Source organism: Marinovum sp. J2-8 (genome assembly GCF_055808435.1).
The window spans coordinates 98,307-112,716 of the sequence record NZ_JBVVRZ010000006.1; the positions used below are offsets into that span (position 1 = coordinate 98,307).

Annotated in this window: 11 protein-coding genes; 4 read left to right on the forward strand and 7 right to left on the reverse strand. The window is 57.2% G+C overall.

The window, feature by feature from the left end; genetic code table 11:
* The first annotated feature begins 273 nt into the window (after positions 1 to 273).
* Positions 274 to 2,298, forward strand: coding sequence for an oxidoreductase (locus AC0L4F_RS17450; protein ID WP_244690589.1), 2,025 nt, complete (start codon positions 274 to 276; stop codon positions 2,296 to 2,298).
* 209 nt (positions 2,299 to 2,507) lie between these two features.
* On the forward strand, positions 2,508 to 3,869 hold the full coding sequence (locus tag AC0L4F_RS17455; RefSeq protein WP_244686667.1) for an ISNCY family transposase: 1,362 nt from the start codon (positions 2,508 to 2,510) through the stop codon (positions 3,867 to 3,869).
* A gap of 144 nt (positions 3,870 to 4,013) precedes the next feature.
* On the opposite strand, the gene AC0L4F_RS17460 is transcribed toward AC0L4F_RS17455, so the two are convergent.
* From AC0L4F_RS17460 to AC0L4F_RS17485, 6 genes are all read right to left on the reverse strand, one after another.
* Complete coding sequence (locus AC0L4F_RS17460) at positions 4,014 to 5,054, reverse strand: peptidoglycan-binding protein (protein WP_244690591.1); 1,041 nt, start codon at positions 5,052 to 5,054, stop codon at positions 4,014 to 4,016.
* A 190-nt stretch (positions 5,055 to 5,244) separates the two neighbouring features.
* Positions 5,245 to 5,970, reverse strand: coding sequence for a hypothetical protein (locus tag AC0L4F_RS17465; RefSeq protein WP_244690594.1), 726 nt, complete (start codon positions 5,968 to 5,970; stop codon positions 5,245 to 5,247).
* Between the two features lie 141 nt (positions 5,971 to 6,111).
* Positions 6,112 to 7,356, reverse strand: coding sequence for a DUF3131 domain-containing protein (locus AC0L4F_RS17470; protein ID WP_244690596.1), 1,245 nt, complete (start codon positions 7,354 to 7,356; stop codon positions 6,112 to 6,114).
* A gap of 13 nt (positions 7,357 to 7,369) precedes the next feature.
* The gene (locus AC0L4F_RS17475; protein WP_244690598.1) at positions 7,370 to 9,154 is read right to left on the reverse strand and encodes a glycosyltransferase family 2 protein; all 1,785 of its coding nucleotides are present in this window, start codon (positions 9,152 to 9,154) and stop codon (positions 7,370 to 7,372) included.
* 12 nt (positions 9,155 to 9,166) lie between these two features.
* Entirely contained in the window at positions 9,167 to 10,657 is a 1,491-nt protein-coding gene (locus tag AC0L4F_RS17480; RefSeq protein ID WP_244690600.1) for a sugar phosphate nucleotidyltransferase, read from the reverse strand.
* Between the two features lie 165 nt (positions 10,658 to 10,822).
* The gene (locus AC0L4F_RS17485) at positions 10,823 to 11,803 is read right to left on the reverse strand and encodes an acyltransferase (protein ID WP_348524121.1); all 981 of its coding nucleotides are present in this window, start codon (positions 11,801 to 11,803) and stop codon (positions 10,823 to 10,825) included.
* A 457-nt stretch (positions 11,804 to 12,260) separates the two neighbouring features.
* Here AC0L4F_RS17485 and AC0L4F_RS17490 point away from each other — a divergent pair, with 457 nt between their 5' ends.
* Entirely contained in the window at positions 12,261 to 12,743 is a 483-nt protein-coding gene (locus AC0L4F_RS17490; RefSeq protein ID WP_473446849.1) for an OmpA family protein, read from the forward strand.
* A 196-nt stretch (positions 12,744 to 12,939) separates the two neighbouring features.
* Complete coding sequence (locus AC0L4F_RS17495) at positions 12,940 to 13,650, forward strand: family 16 glycosylhydrolase (RefSeq protein ID WP_244690604.1); 711 nt, start codon at positions 12,940 to 12,942, stop codon at positions 13,648 to 13,650.
* Between the two features lie 11 nt (positions 13,651 to 13,661).
* On the opposite strand, the gene AC0L4F_RS17500 is transcribed toward AC0L4F_RS17495, so the two are convergent.
* Positions 13,662 to 14,366, reverse strand: a complete 705-nt coding sequence (locus AC0L4F_RS17500) for a hypothetical protein (protein WP_244690606.1) — start codon at positions 14,364 to 14,366, stop codon at positions 13,662 to 13,664.
* Positions 14,367 to 14,410: the final 44 nt, after the last annotated feature.

Below are 14,410 nucleotides of genomic sequence, written 5' to 3' on the forward strand. Positions count from 1 at the left end.
ACTGACGGTCGATTGGGTTTAAGTCTCTGAAAATTTTATGTCTTTCGCGCTGCTCCCGTCGATACTGGCGGTGTGCAGTTTTGGCCTGCGCGCGCCGTTCAGGCGGTCGAAACACGGCTGGTCAAACATGACGCAGAGGCTGTTCAGGTCAAACCCCATCACGGCAGTGCGCGGGAAAATGCATGGGCGTCGATTGACAAAACTCGAAAAGATAGCCAATATAATACCCGCCGGTGATAATAGTGATACATCTAGCACGGAAAGCGCCCAATCATGAACTACGATCTTTTGTTCGAACCCGTCCAGATTGGGCCGGTCACAGCCCCGAACCGTTTCTTCGCCGCGCCGCATGCAACGGGCCATGGTTTCGCGCTTCCCGCAGGGTCGACCGCGCTGCGGGCGATGAAGGCAGAGGGCGGATGGGGCACCGTGGCGGTCCAGATCACCGAGGTCAGCCAGGATTCCGACATGGCAAACCATCCGATCGAACGGATCTGGGATGATGTTTACCTGGATCAGCATGCAAAGCAGGTTGAGGCCATCAAGCACCATGGCGCCCTCGCGGCGATCGAACTGGCACATGGCGGCATGCGGGCGCGAAACTTTGTCACCGGGGTTCCGGTGATCGGCCCATCCGACCTGCCGATCCTGCGCGCCGAATTGCCGGTGCAGGCCCGTGCGATGGACAAATCCGACATCCGCGAATTTCGCCGCACCCACAAAAAAGCCGCGCAGAATGCCATGGATGTGGGCTATGATATCCTCTATGTCTATGCTGCGCACGACATTTCCCTGTTGTCGAATTTCCTGTCGCGCCGTACGAATTTCCGCAGCGACGAATACGGCGGGTCATTGGAAAACCGCGTGCGGCTGCTGCGCGAAGTTCTTGAAGACACGCTTGAAGTTGCGGCTGGGGAACGGGCCGTTGCCCTGCGGTTCGGCGTCCATGAACCCGGCGCGAAACATGCCCTGACCTTTGATGGAGAAGGCCGGGAGGTGATCGAAATGCTCGCCAACCTCCCCGATCTGTGGGACGTGAACATTTCGGGCTGGTCCGCGGATTCGGCGACATCGCGGTTCACCGAACAGGGCTATCAGCTTGAATTTACCTCGTTCGTCAAAACCATTACCGACAAGCCGGTTGTTGGCGTCGGCAGGTTCACGTCACCGGACACGATGATGTCGGTGATCAAATCCGGGAAGCTTGATCTGATTGGCGGGGCGCGGCCCTCGATCGCGGATCCGTTTCTGCCGAACAAGATCAAGGAAAACCGGATCGAGGAAATCCGCGAATGCGTCGGGTGTAATGTGTGCGTCAGCATGGATTCCTATGGTGTTCCGCTGCGCTGCACCCAGAACCCCACCATCGGCGAGGAATGGCAGCGCAATTGGCATCCCGAAATCGTCGGCAAGGCCGAGAAACAGGAAAACAGCCTGATCATCGGGGCCGGTCCCGCCGGGTTGGAATGTGCGCTGACCCTCGCGAAGGCGGGGCATCAGGTGACGCTGGCCGATGCCGCCGAAGAGGTTGGCGGCCGTGCCCGGCTCGAAGGTGGGTTGCCGGGGATGCATGCCTATCGACGGGTGATTGATTATCGCCTGTGGAACCTTCAGCAAATGGGCAATGTCGATATCTTCATCTCCAGCCCGCTCGGCACCGATGATTTGCAAGACTTCGGTGCGGACAACATCATCTTTGCCACCGGCGCGTCCTGGCGTGGCGATGGCGTGGGGCGGTCGAATTTTGATCCGGTCACCTGGGCCGAGGGCACGACTGTGCTGACGCCTGATGATATTATCGCGGGCAGGGTGCCGGATGGCCCCGCCGTCATTTACGACGACGAGCATAATTATATGGCCAGCGTCCTCGCGGAACTTTTGCGCGCCAAAGGGTGCGAGGTGCGCTATGTAACGCCGCTGGCCAGCGTTGCATCCTGGACCGCCCATACATTGGAACAGCGCAGCATCGTCGGGCGGTTCAAGTCGCTGGGCATTCCCATTCATGTCAACAGCACGCTCAGCGGCTATCGCAACGGCGTTGTGACGGTCGAAGACGCCTATGCCGTTGACAGCGAACGGCATTTCGACGCCGCCGCACTGGTCTTTGTCGGGGCCCGGCGTCCGAACAAGACGCTTTTCGACAGCTTCACGCAATCCCAGTCAGCAGCCAAAGGCATCCTGGCCGGCGACAGCCTCGTTCCCGGGATCATCCAGGCGGCGGTCCATTCCGGCCACCGGATCGCAAAGGACTTGATCCATGGCGGCGCTGGTCCATTCAAGCTGGAAAAACCTAGGTAACGGCTGGATCCTTCGGCAATGGGCGTTGACCCGTGAAATCATGCATGGCTGTCGACCTTGGGGATGACTTCGAAAGGAACGATCAATCAAAAATTAACATAACTCCAATTATGAGTGTCGCAGCTGTACCCGCAAAGTTAAAGTGTCCCACATCTGCAAAGTAGAAGTGTCACACTCTGCCCCGATGAGAACAGGCAGAGAGTGTGGGCATGGGATGGGTTTTGATGAGCGAGCGCGAGCTGAACCGGGTCGAGGTGTTGAGCCAGGTGAGCCAAGGTCGGATGACGGCGACGACTGCGGCGAACGTTTTGGGATTGAGCCGCAGACAGGTTCACCGGCTTCTCAGGAAGTTCCAATCTGACGGTCCGGCGTCAATCCGGCACAAAGCGCGTGGTCGGGTTTCGAACAATCGGATCGATCCGGCGGTTCGCGAGTTCGCGGTGACACTGGTGCGCGAGAACTACGTCGACTTCGGACCGACCTTTGCGGCTGAGAAGCTCGAGGAAGTTCACGGGCTGAAGGTGTCGCGCGAGACGCTGCGCAAGTGGATGCAGGACGCCGGGATTTGGCTTTCTCGCAAGCAACGCAGGACCTTTCACCAATCACGCCTGCGCCGGGAATGCTTTGGCGAGCTGATCCAGATCGACGGCTCGGACCATCACTGGTTTGAGGATCGCGGGCCGTCCTGCACCCTGCTTGTTTTCATCGACGATGCGACCAGTACGTTGATGCATCTGGAGTTCGTGAAGTCCGAGAGCACATTCAGCTACTTTGGCGCTCTGGAGGCCTACCTGCATGCACATGGACGACCTGTGGCGTTCTATTCGGACAAACACACGGTGTTCCGTGTTGCGAGCCAAGGTGCGGAGTCAGGTCACGGGATGACCCAGTTTGGCCGTGCTTTGAACGAGTTGAACATCGAGATTCTCTGCGCCAACAGCTCTCAGGCCAAGGGCCGCGTCGAACGCGCGAACCGGACGCTACAGGATCGACTGGTGAAGGAACTGCGCCTGGCGAGCATCTCGGACATGACAGCGGCCAATGCGTTCCTTCCGGCTTTCATGAACCGCTACAACACGAAGTTCGCCAAGACCCCACGCCGTCCGGATAACCTGCACCGGCCCCTCAATACCGAACCGGATCGGCTGGCGGATGTGCTGTGCTGGCGCGACGAGCGCTATGTCGGCAACCAATTGGCCTTCTCCTACGACCGGCAGCGCATCATCCTGCAAGAGAACGAGATCACGCGCGGCCTGCCCGGCAAGTATGTCGACAGCTATGAGTACCCTGACGGCCGCTTGGAGTTCCGCTGGAAGGGCGTCTCGCTCCCCTACTCCATTTTTGACAAGGAGCAGCGCGTCACCCACGCCGCGATCACCGAGAATAAGCATCTAAGCGCGGTCCTTGAGCACATCAAGGCCGAGCAGGACAAGGCCCCGCCAAAGAAACGCCGCGCAGGCAAACAGCGCTCTCGCTACAAACCGAATGGACGGCGCAACGATGGCTGGAATTCAAAGCTGGCAAGAGCCGCGAAAGAGAAACACAAAGCCAGCCAGGGCTGCGATATCTGAGGTCTCCGCCCTGTCAGGCTTTGCTACCGTCAGCGCTCTTGGTGACATTTCTACTTTGCGGAGCGAGGGACATTTCTACTTGGTTGCAACAGCGGCGAGCTCCGATTTTGGAGCTGCCCATCCTGAGACAACACTGCCGGCCGTTCACCCACCGCCGATGTATTCGCTGATGTTGCGATATCCGCTGGTGTCTGGCGTTTTGGCTGGCGCCACTGTCACGGTTTTTGGTTTTGGCTTTCGTTTTTTGGGCGCATTCAACGCCGCAACGGCCTTTCGCAACGCGGCCAGCGTGTCAAAATCCGGGCGGCCGCTGGCGATCAGGCCGTGTTTGGCCTGAAACTGTGACAGAACATGTTTGGTGTTCGAATCCAGCCTGCCGGTCGGCGTGGTCGAGAGCCAGCCCAGCTCCAGCAGGTGTTGCTGTGCCTCACGGATGCTGGCAGCTTCGCCACTCAGGGCGTGTTTGTATTCCTTTCTGGCATTTTTGCGGGCGAGCGTTGTGTCAAGTGAGAGGCATTCCCAATACGGCACCCCGGAAAAGCGACCCAAAAGCTCGATGGTTGCCAATTCTATCAGATTGCGCACGGCCTGCCCGTTGCTTTCCAGGCTATCAATCTGAAGCGTCAGGCCAAGCGTGCCCTTGGCAATTCTGCCAGTGAACCCGGAACCGAACCCCCGCTCCGTCACCACCATGGAATTGCTGACCGAGGCCCCGGGCAACACCTCACGCGAGGGATAGGCCACGAGGTGCAGATCGACAGAAACAACTGAATTCGAGCGCCCGCCACTGGGCCGCACCGAGCTTAGGTCTTCGGACCCGGTATCATCGGCATAATAGCTGCCGTTGTAAGATAGATCGCGCACCCCGTCGTCCAGTTGGCTGATGGAGCCGCGAATGTAATAATGCGGCCAAATGGCGTCGTCGCGCCGCTTGGGGTCAATGGTCTGCAATTCATAAAGCGACCCTTCGCGGATCAGGGGTTGATCCAGAAACACAAAGGCCCGGCTGCGGCGGTTCATCTGGTTGACCGCGCTGATAAGCATGTCGTCCGCCCCGACATATATGCGCTTTGTGTCATCGGAAATCGGTGTCGCCGACAGACGGATGCGTTTGCGCGGCTTGGCGGCAAGCAGGCTATCCATACATTGCAGCGAGGCCGAGAAATTGGTGATATTTCGGGCCACTGGCGTTTTGGGCTGGGCGGCAACCGGGGCCAATTTGTCGATTGTCGGTCCGCAGCCGGCCAAAACAACCGTGGTTGCGAAGGCGATTGAAGGCCAAAATCGACGCCAGGAGGCAGGACACGCAAATAATTTCATAGGGTTACCCATAGGGTCAAAGGCTTCGATACCGGCGGAATTGCTGCGTGCGGGGTCAACTGGAATTCGCCGTCTGCCAGTCGCTGACAAAGGCTTTGACCGCCTCTTCCAAAGCGCTGCGTGGGGTGTAGTTGCTGTTGGCCAGGTTTTCCTTGACCAGTTTTGACCAAGCATTGGCCGAGAGTTTCAGCGCCGGGTTGCGGACCATTGCGACCTCTTCCGAAATCGACATCGAGATTGAAAACGGAATGATGCAGCCGGCAAATTCGCTGCGCTTGGAGAAGCGGACCCGCAATTTGGGCCGCCCCGGCGTGACTTCCATTTCCGCTTCGGTCAGGATGCGAAATCCGGCCCGTTGCAATTCGGTGGCGACATAGGTGCCGAAGCCCGCCGTCGCCTCTGTGCCATCCAAAGATTCCGGGTCAAAATAGGCACCCGGATGTGCCACCAGCGGCGCCAGTTTTTCCGACATGGGAAGCGGGTGCAGTGTCTCGATCACTTGTGGCACCGACAATTGGCTTTGCATGGCCATATCGTCGGGAATGCCACGTATTGTTGCAATCTGGTTGAGAAACTGCGTGACCGTGTCGCGATCGGAGTGCGACAGATAGGCCATATTGCGCGCCAAAAGCACCGAGCGGTCGATACATTCCACAGGTTGGCTGCATTGGTTCGGCACCCGTCGGGTTTCAATCAATAACCAGTCCTGCGCAGCGGCCGCTGGCCAATGTGCCATCACGACGACAAATGCGAGTCCCAAGGTTGCGGCCAGACGTACCATTCGAAATGAATCCTGTTTTTGCCAAGTATCCGCCAGTCGGGTTAACCGCCGGTGAACCGCCTGAAATATCTGTTCAGCGCGTTTGCCACAGGGGGCCGTAAACGGTGTGATGAATGGCCTCCAGAACCACGCCGTTGGTGTTCAGGGTATAGATATCGTTGACGGTGCCGTCGGCCTCATAATTCCGGCAGGCCACCCGCGCGAAATGTCGCCAATCCCTTCGATTTGGTTGCGCAGCAATTGGGTGTAATCATTGCCATAAATCGCGTCCCAGGCGATCGCGGCCTTGACGCTCAGGGTGCGCAGTTCCGGGTGAAAGGTGCCATTTTCCGTCACAACCGCCCAGGGCGTGCCATTGGAAAACACGGAATTGTACAAGAAATGCGGCGATTGATTGATGTGGTCTTCGGACACCATCGTCAGCACGCCGGTTTCGGAAAATCGTTGTTGTTGGGCGCGAAAAACCTTGTCCGCCAACAGGCGGGTTTCGCTGTCCAACCCCAGTTCGATCGCCAGAAGCATGTAGGGCTCGCTCAGGATCGGTGTGATCGCGCCAAACGCCACCGCGCGCCGTAGGTCCATGGGCACTTCGACGCCCTGGACATCGGTCCAGCCAAGTGCGCGGCGGGCCGAGATCGCCTGGGACACGTCCATCCCCCACATCGCCGCCGCCCGCGCGCCGTATTGTTCATAGCCGATGCGGCCTTCCTGGTGGTAATGGATCTCACCCTCGATCCGTTCAGCGCCCCAAAGTTCGCCTTCAAATGCCATGGCCGACAGATCCCAGCGGGCAATCACCGCCCGCACCCGCATGCCCCGGTCCGGGAAATGCTTTTCCAAAGCCCGAAACGCCATCAACATGCGGGCGATGTCCAGCGCCGACCACCCCAACCCGTCAGGGACCGGCGTGTTTTCATAATCCACCATTGCCAGCGTGCGGGTGTCATACGCCTTGTTCGGCAGCTTGCTGTCAAAAAGCGGCAATTGGTCGAAACTGTTCAGCAGCCGGTCGACGCGCGTGTCAAATTCCCCGGGCCCGATGATGCCCAGACGGGCAGCGGCCACCAATGCAAACACATAAGATCCCTGATCCCAAAGCGTGGTCGAGGGGAAATCGCCGACCGAATTTACCAACCCGGTTTCGTCTTGTGTATAGCGGTCGAAATAGGTCCAGGCGCGTTGCGCCGCGGCGCGGTTGGCCTCGGTCAAGGGGGCGGGTGCCCGCAACTCCAACGCGCCGGTGTCAGACAGATCAAGCGACAGCGTGCCGGCACGCATCTGGTAACGCCAACCGCCGTCAATGGCCACCGCCAGGACGGCCGCCAGCGCGAGCCCGAGAATGAAGATCAAGCTGGATCGTTGCGCCGGGGATTTCACAATCATCATGATATTCTTCCTTTTATTCAGCGGGTTGTAAGAGAGTTCCATCCGGCAAACGCGGACGCCAGAACGCGGATCGGATGACCCGCACCAGCGCCAATGCGTTGATGCCCAGCCAAAAATAATTCACCAGCAAGAGCGACAGACTGTGTGTTTCGGAGCCATGTTTGAAGGCCCAGAAGCCGTAAGTCGCCGACAGGATCATCGCCGCAAGCAGGAGCAGATTTGGCACGGCATAGCGCAGTGACGCAGATACCACCGGGGTTTTGGGGGTGGGTGGAAAATGTGGCTTGTGGCCTTGCAGGACCTGGATCAATGCCCGCCATTGGATGGTCAAGGTCGCGAGCGACAAAATGCGACCCGCATGGATGTCATGGCCTTTGGCCGCCACTGTCATCGCCAGTTCATTAAAGGCCAAAAGTGGCAGAAGATGCAGGAAAAACGTAATGGAATAGGCATCAACCGGTGCCAGCCCAGTCACCAGGGAAAACATCGGCGCCAGAAACAGGATCGGCACCCAAAAGACCCCAAGATAGGACCAATAGGTCGACAGGTAATGCAGCTTGGTTTGCCAGGGCAGGCCCCGGCGAAAGATCAGACCGGTGCGAAACATGATGTCATAGGTGCCACCGGCATATTTCAGTTTCTGCATGGCCCAGGCCTCGGCGGTCCAGGGTGACAACATGCGCGCCAAAGGCTCTGGGTGATATACCGATTTCCAGCCATTGGATTGTTGTTGCAAGGAGGTAAAAATATCCTCGGAGACGTGATAGCGAAACGGTTGCATGTCGAGCCGGGGCAAGAGCGCCCGGCCTGTGTTTTCAGCCACCAACTGTTCGCTGTGCTTCAATTTTCGCCCCTGTTCGAGCATCGCATTGTGAAAGATTGCCTCGCGCCGATGCACCGACCCGGCACCGCAACAAAACGAGGCGTTATGCCGGTTGCGCCGCCGCTGGATCACGTCAAAGAACATGGCAGGTTCCGACAGAAACGGGTCGGCCCCCACGGTTTTCCGCCCGGACAGAAACCGCATCACCGGGGCCAAAAAACCGGCACAGGGTATCGACATACGGTCCAGAACATCCCGCCAGGAGGTGCCTTCGGGAATGTCATAAAACCAATGTGGGGTCTGGACCCAGGCGATCCCGGAATCCCGGAAATAGCCAAGTGTTTCGGTCAAAAACTGCGGGAAAAGCTGGGTATCCGCATCGCAGATCACCACAAAATCGCCTTCTGTCTGAAACAGCGCATTGGCCAGATTGCCGGCCTTGTAGCCGCGGTTTTGATCACGGCGCAGATAGGATATCCGTTTGGCGCGGCACAGGTCCTGCATTTCCGCGCGTCCACCGTCATCCAAAAGATGCACGGCCACCCTTGTCCCCAAGGGCGCAATCAAGTCCTTGGCGGCGTCGATTGACGGCGCGACGATTTCCGTACCTTCGTCATATGTGGTGATAAAGACATCGACCAGAATATCGCCGCCGCCGTCCAGCCCGGCGTCGCCCCGATTTTCAGGTGGCGGTTGGGTCGGCGTATCGCCCTCGTCCCAGATGTTGAAATAGAAGATCATCATACCAAGAAACGCCATTGTCTCGGCCAGGGCGACGGCAACGGAAAACACCAGTGCTTCGGTGTTGAGCGAAGCACTCCACCGCCAATGCAGATACCAAATGCCCAGCCCGATGGTGACCCCGGCCAACAAATGCCACAGCTGACGGGCAGGCCCCTCAAACCTGGTGACCTTTTCCGGGGTACGATCCAGAAAGGCGGCGAAATACGGTTGGTCTGCCGGTCGAGTAGCCATTGCCGGGTCCATTCAGGCGGATTTGCGCAGTTCGGGCGCCGGTTGACGCATGTCTTGGCGCGGGGTGACATGGTCGCCTATCGAATTGTCCAGAACAGGATTGAAGGCCTGGTTGCGATCCATCGCCCAAGCGCCGCTCAGGATCTTGTGATCGCTCCAGGCGCCTTCGCAAACGCGGGTTTCCGGCAGGACAATGCAATCTTTCAGAAGGGTCTTGCCCTCAACCTCGGCTCCGGCGCCAATGACGCAACCGCCGGAAAGATGGGCCTTGGCGGAAATGACGGCATTGGCCCCAATGTGGCAAGGCCCGTCGATCCGGGCATCCGCCGCAACCTCTGCCCCGGGAAGGGCCCAGACATTGGGGCGGATTTCCAACCCCAGCGGGCGGACAAATGGCAATTCCCCAGACAGGCAAAGCGCCGTCGCCCGCGCGTAATCCTGGCTACACCCAATATCAATCCATTGAAAGGGCTGGGAAAAAACCTGCATATTCAGCCGCGCAGCCATGACCGCAGGTAACAGATCCGTGGCGATGTCCAGCCCGATGCTGTCTGATACCAGATCCAGCACTTCAGGCTTCATGATATAGATGCCGGTATTGACCAGCTGGTTTTCAGCGAGACCCAATCGCGGCTTTTCCGCAAACCCGGTGATCCGCCCCCCGACCGAGGTTTCGATGACGCCGTATCCATGGCCTTGCTCTGGCGCAACTGATTGCACGGCAATGGTCACGGCCGCACCACTTTGCCGGTGTTGGCGCATCATTTCGGCCATATCAATGTCAACCAAGGCGTCACCGCATAACACCACGAGATCGCTGGAAAATGCCGAGGATGTCACCTGAAGCCGTTTGAGCGTGCTGGCCGTGCCAATGGGATCGCCCCGCCATTGCCCCTGATGAAAACTGCCTTCGTTGGCGAATTGAATGCGATGATCCGGCCATGCATGGGCGCGAACGTATTCGACAACCTGATCGCCGTGGTGACCGGGGTTCAAAATCACATCTCTCAGGCCAAAACCGGCCAGATGATCCATGATCCGGTGCAAAATCGGCCGACCCACCACATCCAGCATCGGTGTTGGTGTCACATCGGTCAGCGGCGCGGCCCGCCTGCCCCGGTCGGCACAGAGCAATACCGCACGCGTCCCGCATAGGCTGCGTCCGCGAAACTCTGGCGCTTTGCATGCCGTTTCCACATCCGGAAAAATCGGCAAGCCGCGGTCCAGCCCGGATTGGCTGACCATTCGGGCGATTTTCGCAGGCAGGGCGCAGAGACCGATATCCCATTTCGGATGCCGCGCGACCAGTTCGACCACCGCCGCCAACCCCGACATGTTCATCCGGCGCACCCGCGCCATATCGATCAGGATGCCACGACGCCCGCGTTGGTTCAGGTTCTCGCAGGCCTCTGTCAGTTTCCTCAGGGAAGAGGCATGCACAAGATCCCGCGACACTGAAACAATCGCCAGGCCGTCGTCAACAAGTTGGGTGGTCAGAAGCATCAAGCAGTCTCCTTTTTCACAAACGGCAAAAGCGTGGCAAATGGCAGCGGGCCAAGGCCGATGGTCCATGCCAGAGGGCGTATTCTGGCGAGCGCGACAACCAGCGCGCTGGTTGCGGACAATGTCACCAAAACCTTGATCCCGACCTGATAAATGGGCGGTAAGTCACTGAGTTCTCAGAGCAATTTCGCAGAGGTCCAGAAAAATGGGATGGCACAGATAGATCCCAAAGGCATAGCGCGCCAATCTGGAAATCGACCCCGGCCATCGACGATGGCCGAGCGCCAGACACAGGGAAAACAGCAGAACCGGGAAAAGGAAATCTGCCCAATAGGCCGGTGTATAGGTGAATTGCCATTGCCCGGTTTTCAACGTGTTCCAGATCCCGATGAGTTTGAAAAGAAACAACAATCCAGCGACGAACAGGATCGGAGCCACCCAAGCCTGTCTGTCTGCCCCATGCGTGCGCTGCCAGATCCCCAGCGCGGCGCCAGCAACCATGCCATACCCGGCATAGGTCAGGATCTTGATGGCGCGCACCAAATAACCTAGCGCCTCGGTTCCCCAGAAGTTGGCATAAACAAAACTGTCCAACTCCTTGCGAATCATCAGGAAAATGACGACCGACAACCCAAGTGCGGGATGTTTGACGGCCAGTTGGAACAATGGGTAAAGCAAGACCAGCCCAAACAGGGTCGGAAGGAAATGCATGTGATATTTCACATCGCCAAGCAAAAGATAGCGTAGCCACGCGCCAGGGTCGGCCAGCTCTTGCCAGACTGACGGGGAATAGCCAAAGGCCTGGGCTTTGATCAGACCGTATCCGGCGAAAAACAAAGTCCAGAACAGAAACGGAATCAACAGCCTCCGGCCCTGCTCGGCAATGGTTGCGCCGTAGCTGCGCGGTCGGCGATCCAGGGCAAGCAGCAACAGGAAAATCGAGATTATCAAAAACAATTCGGTCCGGGCGATATAGACAATCGCGCGCAGCGAAAGCGGCGCAAACCGTTCGCTTTCACTATAGTTGACCCAAGGCAGCCCATTTGGGTCCGCAGTGCTGTGCAACACCAGCATCGACACGCCCGCGATCAACCGCAAGTAATCAATCCAAATGTATCGTTCCGACCGCGACATATCGTGCCCCATTTCAATTCATATCGAATGGTATCGGCGGATCAGGTCAACAATCGGTAAGTTTTCTGCAGAAAAATTCCCGGCGGTAAACGGAACGTGAAGCGCAAGACGCGCCAAAAACTCGGTCAGGGTTTTCTGTCCAATTCGGCGATTACATGGGTGAAATGTTGCGAATGACCATATTTTTATAGGGGATCTTGCGTTTGTCTCGTTCCCGCTCAATGGATGCCGTATTTTATCCGTGCTTGGGCGGGGCTAAATATCCAAAAAACTATATAAAGATTTACACGGTTTCTTGTGTGGGCTGAATGTCCATCCGCATTTTAGTAAGTTTTTAATGTGTTCCTCTTTTCCACAGAAAAATTTGCAACTACGGATCGGCGAAGTTAGGCGCTTATTAAGAACAATTTCGTAAATCGTGATGAGAAGGGTAAACTTGCCAATGAAACTTGTTGTCGGAATTTTCCTTATGTCTGCATCTGCGGCAAGCGCGCAAAGCTTGACGCCCGCGGAATGTGATGAAATCCAAGCGATTTATCAGATTGTGCCCGCTGCCTGTGCCGGTACACCGCAACCATCGGCCACTGCTCCGACGCAAAAACAGCTGGAAAGTAATATCTTTTTTGTGTCGGGGGGCGCCAAATTGGATCAGAAGGCGCAAGAGCAAATCGCCCGTCTTGGCCGCGTCCTGAACAGCCGGCCCATGCAAAATGCGTGTCTGCGGTTGGAGGGGCATTCCGATACCAGCGGCAGTGCGGATGTGAACACTGACCTTGCTGCCCGGAGGGTCGAGACGGTTCGCACCGCCTTGTCCCGGTTCTTGTCAGATCCGGGCCGCATTTCCGAGGTTATCATCCGCGGAGAGGATGCGCCGTTGGCGAATATCGCTGGAAACAGTCCCTGGCAACGTCGTGTGACGCTCTGGGCGCGGACCTGTCAACACAACTCCTGAATTCTGACGTTTCCAAGAATATTGCAGTCGGCTTCTGAGCTAAGGCGGAGCTTTGCCCTTCGCATCATTAGATAAAATTTTAAATTAACCAACTTTAATATTTTTCGCCCCTTTTTGTTAACCCCTTGTTAACCTTCCCCGGGAACAACGCTTTGGGGACGTGATGTGGGGTCGCATTCTTGTACTGTTCAGTTCAATGACATTCGTCGGCGCGGTAGCTGTGGCAGAACCAACTGCTTTCAAAGAAGATTTTTCGACAATCAGTGATGATTGGCATGTGGCGCATTACGATTTTTCGCATCCGGCCTTTGATACTGATTGGCGCCGTGCACAGGTTCAGACCGACGGTGGCCTTCTTCTGAAACTTTCGCCACAGACCGGTGATGGCAATCGGTTCATCGGCGGGTCGATCCGGCGAAACAAGGCAACGCAATATGGGCGATACGAGGTCGTGATGCGGGCCGCGCGTGGCGAAGGGCTGGTGACCGGATTCTTCACCTATTCCGGTCCCCACTATGGAACTCGCCATGATGAGATCGACATCGAGTTTTTGGGAAAAGACACCACAAAAATGCATGTGGCCTGGTTTGTTGATGGGGAATTGACCAACAAATTCATCGACTTGGGGTTTGACGCGGCGGACAGGGAACGCGCTTTTGCATTCGAATGGCAACCCGATCAATTGCGGTGGTATTCCGAAGGAAAATTAATTTTCGAACATCACGCCCGAGATGGGAAAATCCCGGAGGTGCCAGGCCGGTTGTTCGTCAATCTTTGGGCCGCGCATCCCAGTATTTCCGAATGGGCAGGCACAACGCCATCAAAAATATCAGCGCAAGCCCGGGTTCAGGAAGTTCAGTTTCGGCCGTTTGACACCGTCAACGATCCCCCTCTTCCTGGATTTTGAGGCGATTGACCTCAATATCCGGCGCGGCCATTGGGGGAATAGAATGTGTCACCCGATTGGGCCCGAACGGCAAATTCGATTTGCGGTTTGGTGGCTGGCACCAATTGTCGTTGCGCTTCCAATCTGCGGCGTTGCATGACCTGATATCGTTCGAGAACGTCCGGCGTCATGTTCTCCGTTTGCAACGGTTCGTTTTTGGGCCAAAGGCGGGCATCGCGCAATGTGCGCGCGGTTTCGCTGTTGATCCAGGCCAGATACCCGGCAACATGGGCAATTCCGGTCGTTTGCGCCCTGAGGACAACCGTGCCCTGCTCTTCGATGACCAAAAACGTGTTTTTCTGGGACAATTGCGCCAATGTATCCGCCGACAAAGGGCCCGACAGGATTTCCGGTGTGTCGCGCGTATAATTTCGGGTTTGAACCGACTTTCGCGCGCCTGGATGGCTGGCGGCAATCAACCAGCGCGCCCCGTGGTCGTCGACGCGCAGGACAAGCCCGGGCGCGCGCGCCACACAACCGCGCAGCGGTTGGCGGCAATCGACAGACCACAATTCACGCCGGAGGTCCTTGTCAATTTCATAGAAAATTGCCGGACCGTCGATCGCAATTTCATCCAGGATGCGGGCGTTTTGCGGCGTATCCGGTTTGGATAAATTTGGAATCAAATTAAACGTCGCAATTGCCAGTACAAACACAAGCACCAATTTCCAGACCATAACGCACCCCCAATTCTATGGAAGGTAATTCTGGACCCACATTA